The sequence below is a fragment of the Caulobacter sp. 602-1 genome, assembly GCF_003931565.1.
GTDB lineage: Bacteria > Pseudomonadota > Alphaproteobacteria > Caulobacterales > Caulobacteraceae > Caulobacter.
The window spans coordinates 721,272-736,060 of record NZ_RRYI01000002.1 but is presented as its reverse complement, the minus strand read 5'-3'; the positions used below and the strand labels follow the sequence as shown (position 1 = coordinate 736,060).

Sequence of the window (14,789 nt, the reverse complement as noted above, 5' to 3'; positions counted from 1 at the left end):
TCGATCTACCGGCTGGACGGACCTGTGCGCCATAGCGGCCTCGTTCCGCTTCCCAACGCGGCAACCCCCAAAATTCAGGTGCGCCTTGCGACGCTACACGCCCCGACGCGGCGTGGCGGCTCCGCGCTGGTTCGTCGCCGCCCTGCTGGGCGGGACGGCCGCGCTGACCGCCATGACCTCCGCCCTTCCGACCGTTTCGGCCGCTCCGGCCGCCTCCTCTTCATGGAGCATCGCCCGATGATGATGTCCGCCATCGTTCCCCACATCCCCGTCGCCGGCGTCTGGACGTCGCCCGACGGCTACGTCTCGCTGGAACTGCGCGCCGACGGCCGCTTCATCGAGACCCGCGCCGACTTCCCCGACGTCTTCACCGGTGTCTACGTCCTGGTCGGCGAGCGGCTGAAGCTGTTCGAGGATCACGGCGCCGTCATCAGCGGCACGTTGATCGACGGCCGTCTGAAGCTGGGAGCGGCCTGAGCCCGCGCCCGCCCTTCCCTTGGCGGGTCGAACCCCCTATATTGGAAATGTCCGGTTTCGGCCGGACTATGGGGATAAACGCGCACGTAATAAGCGGACTGGACCCGGGTGCGATTCCCGGCGGCTCCACCAAATCTCTCCCAAGTTATCGTGGGACTGCATGGGGCCGATCAGCATCGACAGACGTGTAAAGGTGTCTGCTTTCCCTCGGCTTGATCCACCGTTTCGGGTCATTTTTCTAAATGCGAACGATAACTTCGCTGAAGAGTTCGCCGTCGCCGCGTAATGCGGTGCAGGTGAATTCGCCTCTTAAGTCCTAGGGGTTCAGATCCCTAGGCGGGGCCCGGAGGGAGCCTGCCAACAGAATCCCTCCACTTTCCACGACATCGCCGACGCTCCCTCCTCTCTATTCCAGAGAAGGAATGGGGGAGCCTGCCAACAGAATCCCTCCACTTTCCACGACATCGCCGAGACTCCCTCCTCTCTATTCCAGAGAAGGAACGGGGGAGCCTGCCAACAGAATCCCTCCACTTTCCACGACATCGCCGAGGCTCCCTCCTCTCTATTCCAGAGAAGGAATGGGGGAGCCTGCCAACAGAATCCCTCCACTTTCCACGACATCGATTGCGCTTGATCGGAATTCGCAGCCGCCCGCTTTGCGCGGGGCCTCCGACGCGCTAGGTTCCCGGCTTCGTTCTCAGTTCGAAGTACCGACGCCAGGCATGTCTCAGACCAATCCGCCCGAAGACCTCATGCAATACGAGGCCATGGCCCAGGACGCCCTGCGCGGCGTGGTCAAGGCGGCCTTGAAGAAGGCGGCCGCGCCCGGCGGCCTGCCCGAGCCGCACCATCTGTACATCACCTTCAAGACCAAGGCGGCCGGCGTCTCGGGCCCGCAGGACCTGCTGGGCAAGTACCCGGACGAGATGACCATCGTCCTGCAGCACCAGTATTGGGACCTCGCGCCGGGCGAGACCTTCTTCTCTGTGACCCTGAAATTCGGCGGCCAGCCCAAGCGCCTGTCGGTCCCCTATGCGGCCCTCACGCGCTTCTATGACCCCTCGGTGCAGTTCGCCCTGCAGTTCTCCGCCCCCGAGGTGATCGAGGACGAGCCGGAGCCCGAACCCGAGGTCGAAGACAAGACCCCCGCCGCGACCGGCGAGGAAGGTCCCAAGATCGTCTCCCTGGACCAGTTCCGGAAAAAATGAGCGCCCGTAAGAAATGAACGATGTGGCCTCTGACGCTCCTCAGACCCTGAGCGACGAGGCGATCCTCGCGCGCTTCCGCGCATCCAAGAACGCGCCCACCGGATCCCAGACCCTGGGCTTCGAACTCTTGGCCGTGCGCCAAGCCGATCGCGAGGTCGAGGTCGGTTTCACGGCGCGCGCCGAGCTCCTGTGCAACCCGATGGGTCAGATCCAGGGCGGTTTCGTCTGCGCCATGCTCGACGAGTGCATGTCGGTCGCCGGCATGATCACTTCGGGCATGACCCACGTGGTTCCCACCCTGGAGATGAAGACCAGCTTCCTGCGTCCCGCCATGCCCGGGTCGTTGCGCGGCGTCGGCCGCGTGGTCAAATGGGGCCGGACGGTCTGCTTCATGGAAGGCGAGCTCCACGACTCCGAGGGACGCCTGCTGGCCACGTCCACGGGCACGGCCATTCCAACGCCGTTCGCCAACTTCAAGAAGAAGTAGGGAGTGAGCGATGCGGGGGACGGCGGCGGTCATCGGACTTCTGGCTTTCCTGCTCGCGCCGCTCTCGTCCGCCTACGCGGCCGGACCGTTCGCCAACTGGGCCGCGGTTGTGGTGGCCGGCGACTTTCACGCCCACTCCGGCGGCCCGACCGAAGCCTTCGACAACGCCCGCCGCGATGTCTCCAAGACCCTTGTCGATCTGGGCTTCGACAAGGCGGCGATCCAGCAGTTCTCGGTGCGCCCCGAGCGCTATCCGGCCGACACCCCCGGCAAGTCGGAAGCCCGGACCGTCTACGAGGCCCTCAAGACTCGGGCTTCGACGGCGACGGCGGGCTGTCTGTTCTACATCAGCACGCACGGCAGTCCGGAAGGCGTGATTCTGGGCCGACAGATGCTGCGCCCCCAACTGTTGGCCGCCCTGCTGGACGACGCCTGTCCCAACCGGCCCAGCGTGGTGGTGATTTCCGCCTGTTTTTCGGGCGTCTTCGTTGCGCCGTTGCAGAAGACCAACCGCCTGATCCTGACCGCCGCCCGGCCCGACCGCGCCTCGTTCGGCTGTGGCGTGGACGACAAGTATCCCTATTTCGACGACTGCTTCCTGTCGGCCGCGCCCAGCGCCCACGACTTCGCGGCCCTGGGCGCTGGGGTCCAGGCCTGCGTGGCGCGCCGCGAAAAGGAGACCGGGGCCGAGCCCGCCTCCGAGCCGCAGGTCTGGATCGGTCCGGCCCTGCGGCCGATGCTGCCGCTCTATGCGTTCAATCGGGGCAAGCCGGCTCCACCTTGACCGGTGATCGGGTTTGACCCCCGCGCCCAGCACGTTACACAAACCCTAGGGGTTCTTCCGCTTCACCCAGGGGACATCGTTGACGTCGCGCGTATCGCCCGCAGCCGCCCTCGCGGCGGCCTTCATCGCACTATGGTCTGTCACGGGATCGGAGGCGCGGGCCCAGGACTCGTCTCCGCCGCCCGCCGCCGACGAACCGACGCTGAACGCCGCCCCCCGTCCCTATAACAGCCTGCGCCCTCGCCGGGTGCGCCCCCGTCCCGTCGTGGCGGCCACGCCGCCCAAGCCCGTCGCGGCTCCGGCCGTCGCCGTCGCCGCCACGCCTGCGCCTACCGCGCCCGCCATCCCGGCTCCCACGCCCCATACGCCCATGTCGGCGCCGGAGCTGGAGGCCTTCGTCGATGGCGTCGTCCGCCGCGCCATGAGCCGCGACCACATCGCTGGCGTCACCCTGTCGGTGGTCCAGAACGGTCAGGTGGTGCTCAAAAAGGGCTACGGATTCTCGAACCTCGGCCAGCGCAAGCCGGTTGATCCCGATACGACCCTGTTCCGCATAGCCTCGATCTCCAAGACGTTCACCTGGATCACCCTGATGAACGAGATCGAGTCAGGCCACATGCGCCTCGATGGTCCGGTGAATCTCTATCTGCCCGAACCCCTGCAGCTGAAGGATCAGGGCAAGAAGACCCAGGTGCGCCTGCGCGACCTGATGACCCACACCGGCGGGTTCGAAGACCGGTCGATGGGTCAGCTGTTCGAGCGCGATCCCAGCCGCGTCCGCACCCTGGCCGACTACCTGCGCCAGGAACGTCCGCGCCGGGTGCGCGAGCCGGGGCTGCTGCCCAGCTATTCGAACTATGGCGCGGCGCTGGCGGGCGCCGCGGTCGCCAATGTCACCGGCAAGCCCTACGAGCAGTTGGTCAGCGAGGAGATCATCCTGCCGGCCGGCATGCGCCACACCACCTTCCGCGAGGCGCGCCCGTGGCGCGACGGCCTGCCCGCGCCGATGAACGGATCCCTCGCCGCCAACCTGTCGGACGGCTTCTCGTGGACGCCGATGGGCTGGAAGACCCAGCCGCGCGAGTTCATGGGCCAGGCGGCCCCCGCCGCCTCGGCCTCGAGCACGGCCGGCGACATGGCGCGCTACATGACCCTGCTGCTGAACGGCGGGGTGATCGACGGCAAGACCATCTTCTCGCCCAAGACCGCCTTGGCCTTCCGCACCCCGATGTACCGCCCCGCTCCGGAAGCGGCTGGCTGGAACGCCGGCTTCCAGGACGGCCCGATGCCCGGCAATCGCCGCGGCTACGGCCACCAGGGCGCGACGCTCTACTTCCATTCCAACATGGTGATCGTGCCGGATCTGGGCTTGGGTGTCTTCGTCTCGGTCAATACCGACAGCGGCGCGAACCTGCCGGCCACCTTGCCCGCGACCATCGTCGAGCACTTCTACGCCCCCGCCCCGGCCGTGCCGGCCGACAGCGCCATCACCTACGCGCAGGCCAAGGCCTATGAAGGCGACTATCTGACCACCCGCCGGGCCTATGGCGGGCTGGAGGGCTTCATCAACCGCATCACTGGCAGCGCCAATGTCCGCGCCACCGCCGATGGCCGCCTGACCGTGACCGAAGGCGGCGTCAGCAGCCTCTATAACGGCACGGAGCGCCCCGGCGTATTCAAGGCCGTCGACGGGCCGCTGATGCTGGTCTTCGACGCCAATGGCGACCGGCCGTCGCGCTTCTACGCCGCGCGCGGATTCGCCACCTATGAGCGGATCGGCTTCTTCCGGTCGGCCAGCCTGCTGAAGTGGACGGCGGTGATCGCGGGCTTGGCCAGCATCGTCACCATCCTGGGCGTCCTGTTCCGCAATCGCCGCGAGGCCCGCCAGACCCCGGTCCAGGCGCGCGCCGCCCAGATGCAGACCATGCAGGCGGTGCTGTGGCTGATCTCGGCCGGCTGCATGGGCGTGTTCTCGGCCAAGGCCGCCGATCAGACCCTCGTGTTCTTCGGCTGGCCCTCGGGTTGGCTGCTCAGCGGCTCGGCCTGCGCCCTGGTCGCCGCGGCGCTCAGCATTCTCACGCTCGGCGCCCTGCCGATGGTCTGGCGCGGCGGCCGGCGGGTCGACAGCTGGAGCAGCGGCCGCAAGCTGGCCTTCACCTTCACCGCCCTGCTCTTCGTCCTGCTCAGCGTACTCCTGGGCCTGTGGGGTTACCTGCTGCCGAAAAGCTAGTCCCGTCACCGTTCACTCCTCGGCTCGTTTCCCGGCGCCTGGCTTGCAGAACGCCGTTTGGGGAGACGAGCGAGGGAGACGCGACGTGTCAAAACTGGACGGTTTGGCGTTTGGGGGAACGGGGCTGGCGGCCTGGTCGGCGGCCACCCTGTTTTATGCCGCTTTCGGTGGGGGGCTTCTGGAAAGCGCCTTCTGGTTCTACGCGATCAACGCGTTCGCGGCGGCCGCCGCCGTGACGTTCGCCTTCCAGGCGGTCGCCCGGCTCACGCACACGCCGCGCCGCCGCCGTCTGTTCGCGATGATCCTGTTCTCGACGCCCGGCCTTGTCGCGGGGAGCCTGGTGGTCTCGCGCTACGCCGAAATCATGCCGTCGGGCGATCCCGTCAGCGTCGGCCGCTACGGCGCCTTCCTGGTGGTGCTGTACGTGGCCGTGGCCGCCTCAGTCTTCGAGCGTTCGCCGCATAAGGCTTGAGTTCAGCTTCCGCACCTGGATGATGATCCGCTCGCGCTCGCCCGGACGCCGCTCGACCAGCAACCGGGCGACCTGGGCGTCGTCGTGAAAGGCGTAGCCCTTGATGGCGTCCAGGAGGGCCTTGGCCAGGTTGTCGAGGTCCATCCACGGCGGCTCGCCCAGATATTCCATGCCGATCTCGACGCTGAACTCGCCCCACGCCGGACGAGAGCCGCGCCAGGACTTGCGGAAAAACTCGTAGATCAGCGGCTTGTAGTACTTGCCCTGGGTGGTCAGCCCGTCGACCACGATGGTCAGCTCGCCGCCGGCCTCGCGAGCGCGGACCTTGCCGTGGTGGGTCCAGTCGTCTTCGAACAAGCTTTCAGAACCTTGAGCCTGGGAGCCGAGCGCCTAGGCGCCCATCATTTCGGCCAGCTTTAGCACGGTGTTCCAGTTTCGCGTCGTGCCGACCGGATTGCGCTTCGTCTTCTTCCAATCCCGATCCAGCAGCGAGTCGGCGATGCTGATCGGGAAGTCGATATAGAGCTCCCGCGCCGCGACCGCGAACCGCTCCGGTCCGGTGTTCGCCGCTCTCAAGATCTCTTCGTCGCCCTTCGGCAGAGGCGCCTTCAGGAAATTGACGATCAGGTGGCTGGGATGGTCCTCGGCCTCGGTCTTGAACGGATTGCCGTCGATGATCGCCCGCAGGTCCGAGGGCGAGCGAACCATGAAGTCAGTGCGCAGGCCGATGCGGGCTTCCAGGGCGTCTTCAAGCACCTGTTCCAGCGCAGCTCCGCCCTCATGCGTCCCCCAAAGCAGGAGATTGCCGCTGGCCAGATAGGTCTTGGCCTCCGTGAAGCCGACGTCCTTGGCGATACCCAGCAGGTCTTCCTTCAGCACCTTGCGCTTGCCCGTGTTGATCGAACGGGGCAGCGCCAAATAGGGGATCATGCGGGGTCTCCTTCGCGCTTGCGAACATTGCCCTCTCGCCGCTCAAGGTCTAGACCGCGCTCGACCGTTTTTCCGGAGATCGCCGCATGACCGCCACGCGCATCGAGACCGACACCTTTGGCCCGATCGAAGTCGCCGCTGACCGCTATTGGGGCGCGCAAGCCCAGCGCAGCCTGGGCAACTTCAAGATCGGCTGGGAGAAGCAGCCCCTGCCGGTCGTTCGCGCCCTGGGCATCGTCAAGCGCGCCGCCGCCGAGACCAACCTGAAGCTGGGCAAGCTGGACGCCAAGATCGCCGAGACGATCATCGCGGCCGCCAACGAGGTGATCGACGGCAAGCTGAACGACCACTTCCCGCTGGTCGTCTGGCAGACCGGCTCGGGCACCCAGTCGAACATGAACGCCAACGAGGTGATCTCGAACCGCGCGATCGAGATGCTGGGCGGCGAGATGGGCAGCAAGAAGCCCGTCCACCCCAACGACCACGTCAATATGAGCCAGTCGTCGAACGACACCTATCCGACGGCCATGCACGTGGCCTGCGCGGAACAGATCGTCCACGACCTGCTGCCGGCCCTGAAGCACCTGCACGCCGCCCTGGAAGCCAAGACCAAGGCCTGGGCCGACATCATCAAGATCGGCCGCACCCACACCCAGGACGCGACGCCCCTGACCCTGGGCCAGGAATTTGGCGGCTACGCCCAGCAGGTCGCCAACGGCATCGAGCGCATCGAAAGCACCCTGCCCAAGCTGATGCAGCTGGCCCAGGGCGGCACCGCCGTCGGCACCGGCCTGAACGCCCCCATTGGTTTCGCGGAAGGCGTGGCCGAGGCCATCGCCGCGATCACCGGTCTTGAGTTCACCACCGCCCCGAACAAGTTCGAGGCCCTGGCCGCCCACGACGCCATGGTCTTCAGCCACGGCGCGATCAACACCGTCGCCGCCAGCCTGTTCAAGATCGCCAACGACATCCGCTTCCTGGGCTCGGGTCCGCGCGCCGGCCTCGGCGAGCTGTCGCTGCCGGAAAACGAGCCGGGCTCGTCGATCATGCCGGGCAAGGTCAATCCGACCCAGTGCGAGGCCCTCACCCAGGTCTGCGTGCAGGTGTTCGGCAACAACGCCGCCCTGACCTTCGCCGGCAGCCAGGGCCACTTCGAACTGAACGTCTACAATCCGGTGATGGCCTATAACTTCCTGCAGTCGGTCCGATTGCTGGCCGACGCGGCGATCAGCTTCACCGACAACTGCGTCGTCGGCATTGAGCCGCGCGTCGACAACATCAAGAAGGGCGTCGAGAACAGCCTGATGCTGGTCACGGCCCTGAACGGCCGCCTCGGCTACGACATCTGCGCTAAGATCGCCAAGACGGCGCACAAGAACGGCACCACGCTGCGCGAGGAAGCCGTGGGCGGCGGCTATCTGACGAACGAGGAGTTCGACCAGTACGTCCGCCCGGAAAAGATGGTCTCGCCGGGCTGAGGCTGAGTGCTTCAACTCGTCAGGATCTTTGACGAGCTGCCGGATGGCTTCGACGACCTGGTCGCGGAGGCCTCCGACGAAGGCGTGCGCAACATGGCCCTGCTGGCGGACGGCTGGGCGCCAAAAGACCAGGCGCGCGGCGCACGCTTCCAGGACGACGGCGAGGCCATCCTCGCCGCGTTCCTGGTGGGAGAGTTGGCGGGGATCGGCGCGCTCAGCGTCGAACCCGCCGCTCCCGAGCCGGCCCGTCGCCTGCGCCGCTTCTACGTCCGGCCAGCGATGCGCCGCCGGGGCGTGGCCAGCGCCCTCGCCGCGGCCCTGATCCATGAGGGTTTCGACAGCGTCGGCCTGCTGACGGTCAACGCCAGGGCCTCCGAAGCCGCCGGCCCGTTCTGGGAGGCGCAGGGGTTTGTTCCGGACACCAGCGGGCCCTGGACCCACGTGATGCGGAAGACCTGACGATGCGCGAGACGCTCGAGCGCGACGGCGCTGTTCTTGCCGCCGATTTGCTTTCCAAGCCGCATATCGAGGCGCTACGCGCCCTCGCCGATGACGCCATCGGCGCGCGCCCAGGGGCCCGCTTGCGCGGCGATGTCGCGCTCGACTCGATACTGGCGTCCAACGGCCCCGTCGGAGCCTTGGCGGCCCGCCTGACGTCCAGCGCGGCCCGCCCCGTCCGCGCGGTGATGTTCGACAAGACGCCCGAGGCCAACTGGATCGTCGCCTGGCACCAGGATCGCGTGATCCCGGTGCGGGAGCGTCGTGAGGTCGAGGGTTTCAGCCCCTGGTCGACCAAGGACGGCGTCCTGCACGTCGCCCCGCCGTTCGAGGTGCTGGCCCGGATGCTCACCGTCCGCGTCCATCTCGATCCCGTCGACAGCAGCAACGCTCCATTACGGGTCGCGCTCGGCTCCCATCGCCTGGGGCGTGTCCCGGCCGAGGCGGCGGCGCGAGAGGCCGAAGCCCTGCGCCAGTTGGTCTGCCTGGCGGACACCGCCGACGTCTGGGCCTATTCGACACCGATCCTGCACGCTTCTGACCGCGCCGAGCCGCCGCGCCGGCGACGCGTGCTGCAGGTCGACTACGCCGATTTCGATTTGCCAGGCGGCTTGGAATGGCTAGGTGTCGGCTGAAGAATCGACTGGCCATTCCGCCGGCGCGCGACCGTCTGATTTCCCGTCGACCTAAACCGCGATATGCTCCGCCCATGGACGCGCCCGAACTCGACCTCGGCATCGACCCCGAACTGCTGGTCCAGGCCAAGCGGCTGGGCATTTCCGTCTCAGGCATGAGCGAGACGCAGCTGCGGTTGCATCTGCAGAAGGTCGACCCGGCCGGCGCAGAGGAACGAGCCCGGCGGTGGGCCGAGGAAAACGCCGAAGCGATCAAGGAGCACAATCTCTTCATCGAAGAGCACGGCCTTCTCTCGGATCATCTGCGGACCTGGTGAGTGCGCCAGTTCGATCTGTACGAGAACCCGATTTCCGCGATGCGGGCGGCCGTGCCGTTCGTGCTCGTCCTCTCGTCGCACTATGCGACCGGACTGACGGGAGCGATCGTCGCGCCGGTTCTGAGAGGCAGGACGGCGCCTGTCACCGCTTTCGAAATCCCATTGGAACGCGATGATGAAAGTCTGCTCATCAGCGTGACCGGCATGATCGCGATCCGTCAGACGGATCTGCGTCGCCAGGTCGGTTCGGCAGTCGAGCACGAAGACGCCATCCGTCGCGCGCTCGACCGCCTGTTCACCGGCTTCTAGTCGACCCGCGCCACGTCCCGGCCGATGGGCGCCAGGGCGATGTAGGCCAGTTGCAGGTCTTTGATCGCGAACGGGATGCCGATGATCGTGATCGCCTCGGCGACGGCGACCACCACGTGCCCCAGGGCCAGCCACCAGCCGGCCAGGATGAACCAGATCACGTTCAGGACCACGCCCAGCGGCCCCGAGCCCAGGCCGACCTCGCGGACGACGATCTCCTTGCCGAACGGCCAGAAGGCGAAGCCGGCAATGCGGAAGGCCGCGCCCGCATAAGGCAGGCCCACGATGGTGATCGCCAGCAGCACGCCGGCCAGAAGCCAGCCCAGGCCGGTGACCAGACCGCCGAAGAAGAACCACAGCACGTTCAGGATGAAACGGATCACGTCCAAAAGTCCCCAGCAAAGGCAAAGCGCCCTGGCCCTAGACGTGGCCCCGCCCGCCCTTTCTGTGAAGAGCGTTACGGCGAATTCACCTCAGGGCTAGGACTTGATCAGCTGCCACTTGCGCGCCCAGCGTCCCTTGCCAAAGCGGCTGAGCGTCAGAACGTAGACCCCGGCATAGAGCACGGTCCCGACGCCGATCAGCACCCAGCCCCAGGTCCCCGGCATGCGCAGCGTTGGCGCGGTGGTGATCCAGTCGTGCCGCGGCGAGGTGAACTCCAGCCACAGGCCCCCGACCCAGATCAAGGCGAAGAACGCCACGACCGGATAGCGCACGATCGGGCTGCGCTGAATCAGCAGCCAGGCCTGGACGAGCGCAGCCACGACGCCGACGGTCAGGCCCGCCAGACAAGCCCACAGCGGGCCAGGGACGAGCCGCGCGACGCGCAGACCGGCCCAGACGGGCGCCCACAGGATCGGGCCCAGCATCAGAATGATCAGCAAGGCGCCAATCAGCAGGCCCAGGCCGCCGCCGATCACCTTGCCGGCGACTTCTCCGGCCTCATGCGGCCGGATGTTCGGATCGCCGCCAGGATTTTCCGGCGACGACGCGACAATGGTCTGGAGACGCGGCAGGGTCTGGCCAGGCCGCACCGGAGGAAGCCCGCCGTAGGATGACTTCCGCTTGAACATCAGGTCCTGCGACTGACCGCGAAATCGGCCAGGTCTTCCAGCGCCTCGCGCCAATCGTTGGCCGGGAAGATCGCCAGCGCCGCCTTGGCCTTGTCGGCATAGTCGGCGGCCAGGTCGAGCGTGGCGTCCAGGGCGCCCGAGCCGACGATCAACTCGCGGGCGCGGCGGAAGTCGGCCTCGGTCTGTTCGCGGCGGCCGATGGCGCGCTCCCAGAATTCCGCCTCGCGGGGCCCCGATCGGGCGATGGCCAGCAGCAGCGGCAGGGTCGCCTTGCCTTCGCGGAAGTCGTCACCGGCGTTCTTTCCCAGGGTCTCGGTCGTGCCCCCGTAGTCGAGCGCGTCGTCGACCAGCTGGAAGGCCAGGCCGAGATTCAGGCCATAGGCCTTCAGGGCGTCGGTCCGGGCGGCGTCGACCCCGGCCGATACAGCGCCGGCCTCCGAGGCGGCGGCGAACAGTTCGGCGGTCTTGGCCTGGATGATCTCGAGATAGACGGCCTGCGACAGGTTCAGGTCGTGGCTGCGCATCAGCTGCAGCACCTCGCCCTCGGCGATCACGCGGCTGGCGCGGGCCAGGATCTCCAGCGCCTTCATCGAGTTGGTCTCGACCATCAGCTCGAAGGCGCGGGCGAACAGGAAGTCGCCCACCAGCACGCTCTGCGCCGCGCCCCAGATCAGGTGCGCGGCGACCTTGCCGCGGCGCAGCTGGCTGCCGTCGACCACGTCGTCGTGCAGCAGGGTGGCGGTGTGGATGAACTCGACGGCCGCGGCCAGCTTCAGGCAGTGGTCGTTGTCCGACTGGGCCAGGCGTGCGGCGGCCACGGTGAGCAACGGGCGAAGACGCTTGCCGCCGGCGGCGATCAGATGCTCGGCCAGGGCCGGGATGATCGGCACATCGCTCTGCATCCGGTCCGTGATCAGGGCGTTGACGCCCTTCATGTCGGCCTCGGCGAGGCGCACGAGACGATCCACCGAACCCGGCTTACGGGTGAGGGTCGCTGCGGCTACGTCCAAGACCATGATCTCCTTACGGCGGCCCCCCACGAACCATTGCGAGGGACAATGGTGGCGGGATAGGTCACGGTCAAGGCGAGCACAAGGCCTAGAAAGCATTGGACGATCAGCAGGTGACGGAGGATCGGGTTCTGGGAGGCCGCGTGCGGCTGCGCCAGAAGCCCGACGGGTACAGGGCCGGCATGGACGCGGCTCTGCTGGCGGCCGCCTGCGACGCCCTGCCCGGCCAGCGCGTGATCGAGCCCGGCTGCGGGGTCGGCGGCGCCCTGCTGGCCGCCGCGACTCGCCGGCCCGAGTCGCTCTTCCAGGGCGTGGAGCGTGATTCCGCCGCCGCCGCCCTGGCTGCCGGCAACGCCGCGCTCAATGGCCTGGATCACCGCGTCAGCGTGGTCGAGGGCGACGTCGAGGCTGGCTTTCGCGCCCTGGCCCTGCCGGTTTTCGACGCGGTGATGACCAATCCCCCGTTTTTCGACGACCCGGCCGCCTTGCGCGCCCCCGCCCCGGCCAAGAGCGGCGCCTGGATGGCCGACGGCGGACTGGCCGCCTGGACCGGCTTCTGCCTGAAGGCCGTGCGCGAGGGCGGGACGATCACGATCATCCACCGCGCCGACCGCCTGGCCGATCTTCTTGAACAGCTGGCCCCCAAGGCCGGCTCGTTCCGCATCCGCCCGATCGCGCCCTTCGCAGACGTCCCGGCCAAGCGGGTGATCGTCCGGGCGATCAAGACGGGAAAGGCGCCGCTGGTCCTGCTGCCGCCGCTGGTCCTGCATGATCGCGCGGGCGGCAAGCATTCGGCCGAAGCCGAGGCGATTCTGCGCGGGGAAGCGGCGCTGGATTGGTGAGGCGTCCTACTCGGCGTAGAGCGCCAGGGCTCCCAGGCACAGCTCAAGCCCCGTCAGATCTCGCAACGGGTCCTGGGTGACGATCACGAACAGCCGCCGGGCCTCGCCCCACAGCATGACGGTCTCGGGCAGGCCATTGTCCTCGACCACGCAGCCGTCGCCGTCGCGCCAGATCCGCGTGGCGTCCAGGGTCGCGCCCAGCAGGGTGTCGACCCGGGCGACATACTCGGCCTGGACCTCGCTGGTGACGTTGAGATAGGCGAAGATCGGCCGGCCCAGGCCCGCCAGCACGCCCGCCTCGAACACCGTCGCTGTGTCGGCCGAGGGGCCGCGAAACGGCGTCAGGTTGACGACGGCCGCGTCGGCCTGGCGCAATTGCGCCATGCGGGCGGCGTAGAATTCCCGGGCCGCCATCTCGTCGCCGCCCTCGCCGGGCGGCAGGCGGGCGGGAACAATGGCTTCCAGGCCAGCCTCCAGGCACAGGGCGCGCTGACGCGCCGCCTGGGCTTCGCTGTCGGGGAGCCACGATTCAGGGCCGGCGAGCCAAAGGGAACGGACTGGGCGCATACCCTCTTAGGTCTGGTCCCGGACCCTCGCTGTCAATGTATGTCGGAGACTCAATGGCGTCGATCGCGCGCAGAACCTTGTTGACCGGCGGCCTGGCCCTGGTCGCCGCGCCCCTTTTCACCACGTCCGGGCTGGCCGCTTCGCCCCAGCCCTGGATCGCCTATGACCGCCGCCTGAGAGCCTTGCTGGCCGACCCGCCCGAGGGCGGCGATTTCGACGCCGACTTCGAGCAGACCCTGTTCGACCTCAACAACATCTTCCGCGGCCGCCAGGGCCCGCGCGCCTTGGCCTGGGACAAGGGCCTGGCCCTGGCGGCCCGCGCCCACGCCGCCGACATGGCCGTGACCGGCGACTTCGACCATATGACCCGCGAGGGCTACTCCCCGGCCGGCCGCGTCGGCCTGCTGGCCCGCGACCTGGTCGGCGCGCCGGGCGAGAACATCGCCATGCGCCGCAACGTCGCCACCGTCGTGCGGCCCGACCAGATCATGGAGCAGTGGCGAACCAGCCCCGGCCACCGCGCCAATCTGCTGGCCCCAGGCTTCACCCATGTCGGCTACGGCGTCTACCGCCAGGGCCAGCGCGTCATCGCGGTCGGAGCCTATGCGGAGGTCGCCGCGCGCCTGGCTGGCCCCGCGCCGCTGCGGGTGGCCTCGGCCGAGGCGATCGCCGCGGCTCTGTCGCATGCGGCGCCGGCCATCCAGCAGTTCTCGGTATCCGAACCCGGCGGCGAAGTCCTGACCACGACCTATGTCGAGGGCCGTCCGCAAAGCGCGTTGGCCGCCGGCGCCTGGCAGCTGCGCCCGCACCTTTCGACCGGCGAGCATCGCTACGAGGTGGCCTGGGGGCCGGTGTTCGTGCTGGGGTAGCCAGCGCTACCCCAGCAGCTCTATTGGGCCACCGCCAGCGTCTCGATGCGGATCGCGACGTTGTCGCCGATCGCGCCCGCGCCGCCGGCGCTGCCGAACGCTTTGCGGCTGATAGAGCCGGTAATGGTGAAGCCGGCCATCTTCTTGGGCCCCATCGGCCCCGTGCCGATCTTGTTCAGCTTGACGTCGAGGGTGACCGGTTGCGTCACGCCCATGATGGTCATATCGCCGGTGACCTTGGCCGTGTCGGCGCCGGTCTTGACCACCTTGGTCGACTTGAAGGTCATGGTCGGGCTCTTGGCGGCGTTCAGCCAGCGCTCGCCCTTGATGTGCTCGTCGCGGGTCGGGTTGGCGGTCAGCAGGCTGTCGACGGAAACCGTGGCCTCGACGCGCGACTTCTCCGGCGCGGCCTCATCGAGCCAGATCGTGCCTTCCGACTTGGCGAAGATGCCGAGGATCGAGGTGAATCCGAAGCGGTCGATCGAGAAGCTGGTCTCGGTATGGGCGGTGTCGAGCTTGTAGGCGACCTCGGCGGCGAAGGCGGGCGCGGCGGCGGCCGTCAGGGCCGCGCCAGCGGCGATGGCGGCGAGCAGGCGTTTCATG

21 protein-coding genes and 1 other RNA gene are annotated in these 14,789 nt (G+C 67.9%); 15 read left to right on the top strand and 7 right to left on the bottom strand.

Features of this window, described 5'->3' with window-relative positions; all coding sequences use genetic code 11:
• Positions 1–85: 85 nt before the first annotated feature.
• From EIK80_RS26345 to EIK80_RS08020, 8 genes are all read left to right on the top strand, one after another.
• Positions 86–241 (top strand): hypothetical protein, encoded by a 156-nt coding sequence (locus tag EIK80_RS26345; protein WP_199743412.1) that lies wholly within the window; start codon positions 86–88, stop codon positions 239–241.
• On the top strand, positions 238–477 hold the full coding sequence (locus EIK80_RS08050; RefSeq protein WP_233586487.1) for an Atu4866 domain-containing protein: 240 nt from the start codon (positions 238–240) through the stop codon (positions 475–477). Before EIK80_RS26345 ends, EIK80_RS08050 begins: the two co-directional genes overlap by 4 nt.
• A gap of 10 nt (positions 478–487) precedes the next feature.
• Positions 488–853, top strand: a transfer-messenger RNA (tmRNA) gene (gene ssrA / locus EIK80_RS08045).
• 346 nt (positions 854–1,199) lie between these two features.
• Positions 1,200–1,685 (top strand): SspB family protein, encoded by a 486-nt coding sequence (locus EIK80_RS08040; protein WP_125156436.1) that lies wholly within the window; start codon positions 1,200–1,202, stop codon positions 1,683–1,685.
• 13 nt (positions 1,686–1,698) lie between these two features.
• Positions 1,699–2,172, top strand: coding sequence for a PaaI family thioesterase (locus EIK80_RS08035; protein WP_125156435.1), 474 nt, complete (start codon positions 1,699–1,701; stop codon positions 2,170–2,172).
• Positions 2,173–2,182: 10 nt separating this feature from the next.
• Positions 2,183–2,956, top strand: coding sequence for a C13 family peptidase (locus EIK80_RS08030; protein WP_125156434.1), 774 nt, complete (start codon positions 2,183–2,185; stop codon positions 2,954–2,956).
• Between the two features lie 79 nt (positions 2,957–3,035).
• Positions 3,036–5,186, top strand: a complete 2,151-nt coding sequence (locus tag EIK80_RS08025) for a serine hydrolase (protein WP_125156433.1) — start codon at positions 3,036–3,038, stop codon at positions 5,184–5,186.
• Positions 5,187–5,271: 85 nt separating this feature from the next.
• Positions 5,272–5,658, top strand: coding sequence for a hypothetical protein (locus EIK80_RS08020; RefSeq protein ID WP_125156432.1), 387 nt, complete (start codon positions 5,272–5,274; stop codon positions 5,656–5,658).
• Here the strand turns inward: EIK80_RS08020 and EIK80_RS08015 are convergent.
• A complete protein-coding gene (locus tag EIK80_RS08015) occupies positions 5,626–6,015 on the bottom strand; it encodes a RusA family crossover junction endodeoxyribonuclease (protein ID WP_125156431.1) in 390 nt (129 codons plus the stop codon). The two genes, EIK80_RS08020 and EIK80_RS08015, sit on opposite strands and share 33 nt — an antisense overlap.
• Before the next feature lie 33 nt (positions 6,016–6,048).
• Positions 6,049–6,588, bottom strand: coding sequence for a DUF1697 domain-containing protein (locus EIK80_RS08010; protein WP_125156430.1), 540 nt, complete (start codon positions 6,586–6,588; stop codon positions 6,049–6,051).
• Positions 6,589–6,674: 86 nt separating this feature from the next.
• Between EIK80_RS08010 and fumC the strand changes: the two genes are divergently transcribed.
• The 5 genes from fumC to EIK80_RS07985 all read left to right on the top strand — a co-directional run bounded on the left by fumC (position 6,675) and on the right by EIK80_RS07985 (position 9,825).
• Entirely contained in the window at positions 6,675–8,066 is a 1,392-nt protein-coding gene (gene fumC, locus EIK80_RS08005) for a class II fumarate hydratase (protein WP_125156429.1), read from the top strand.
• 6 nt (positions 8,067–8,072) lie between these two features.
• Positions 8,073–8,525 carry a GNAT family N-acetyltransferase gene (locus tag EIK80_RS08000; protein WP_125156428.1) on the top strand — a complete coding sequence of 151 codons (453 nt, stop codon included), beginning with the start codon at positions 8,073–8,075 and terminating at the stop codon, positions 8,523–8,525.
• Between the two features lie 2 nt (positions 8,526–8,527).
• Positions 8,528–9,199: a phytanoyl-CoA dioxygenase family protein gene (locus tag EIK80_RS07995; RefSeq protein ID WP_125156427.1), complete on the top strand. Its 672-nt coding sequence runs from the start codon at positions 8,528–8,530 to the stop codon at positions 9,197–9,199.
• Between the two features lie 74 nt (positions 9,200–9,273).
• The gene (locus EIK80_RS07990) at positions 9,274–9,516 is read left to right on the top strand and encodes a type II toxin-antitoxin system CcdA family antitoxin (protein ID WP_125156426.1); all 243 of its coding nucleotides are present in this window, start codon (positions 9,274–9,276) and stop codon (positions 9,514–9,516) included.
• Positions 9,517–9,825, top strand: coding sequence for a CcdB family protein (locus EIK80_RS07985; protein WP_125156425.1), 309 nt, complete (start codon positions 9,517–9,519; stop codon positions 9,823–9,825).
• Here EIK80_RS07985 and EIK80_RS07980 read toward each other — a convergent pair.
• The 3 genes from EIK80_RS07980 to EIK80_RS07970 all read right to left on the bottom strand — a co-directional run bounded on the left by EIK80_RS07980 (position 9,822) and on the right by EIK80_RS07970 (position 11,908).
• A complete protein-coding gene (locus EIK80_RS07980) occupies positions 9,822–10,208 on the bottom strand; it encodes a YccF domain-containing protein (protein WP_125156424.1) in 387 nt (128 codons plus the stop codon). The genes EIK80_RS07985 and EIK80_RS07980 overlap by 4 nt on opposite strands.
• Positions 10,209–10,304: 96 nt before the next feature.
• Positions 10,305–10,898 carry a hypothetical protein gene (locus EIK80_RS07975; protein ID WP_125156423.1) on the bottom strand — a complete coding sequence of 198 codons (594 nt, stop codon included), beginning with the start codon at positions 10,896–10,898 and terminating at the stop codon, positions 10,305–10,307.
• Positions 10,898–11,908 (bottom strand): polyprenyl synthetase family protein, encoded by a 1,011-nt coding sequence (locus tag EIK80_RS07970; RefSeq protein ID WP_199743411.1) that lies wholly within the window; start codon positions 11,906–11,908, stop codon positions 10,898–10,900. Before EIK80_RS07970 ends, EIK80_RS07975 begins: the two co-directional genes overlap by 1 nt.
• Positions 11,909–12,006: 98 nt before the next feature.
• On the opposite strand from EIK80_RS07970, the gene EIK80_RS07965 reads away from it, so the two are divergent.
• Positions 12,007–12,750 (top strand): tRNA1(Val) (adenine(37)-N6)-methyltransferase, encoded by a 744-nt coding sequence (locus tag EIK80_RS07965; RefSeq protein WP_125156421.1) that lies wholly within the window; start codon positions 12,007–12,009, stop codon positions 12,748–12,750.
• A gap of 6 nt (positions 12,751–12,756) precedes the next feature.
• On the opposite strand, the gene EIK80_RS07960 is transcribed toward EIK80_RS07965, so the two are convergent.
• Entirely contained in the window at positions 12,757–13,317 is a 561-nt protein-coding gene (locus EIK80_RS07960) for a nucleoside 2-deoxyribosyltransferase (RefSeq protein ID WP_125156420.1), read from the bottom strand.
• Positions 13,318–13,370: 53 nt separating this feature from the next.
• Here EIK80_RS07960 and EIK80_RS07955 point away from each other — a divergent pair, with 53 nt between their 5' ends.
• Positions 13,371–14,186, top strand: coding sequence for a CAP domain-containing protein (locus EIK80_RS07955; protein ID WP_125156419.1), 816 nt, complete (start codon positions 13,371–13,373; stop codon positions 14,184–14,186).
• Positions 14,187–14,206: 20 nt separating this feature from the next.
• Here the strand turns inward: EIK80_RS07955 and EIK80_RS07950 are convergent, their stop codons facing one another.
• Complete coding sequence (locus EIK80_RS07950; protein WP_125156418.1) at positions 14,207–14,788, bottom strand: YceI family protein; 582 nt, start codon at positions 14,786–14,788, stop codon at positions 14,207–14,209.
• Between the last annotated feature and the right edge of the window lies 1 nt (position 14,789).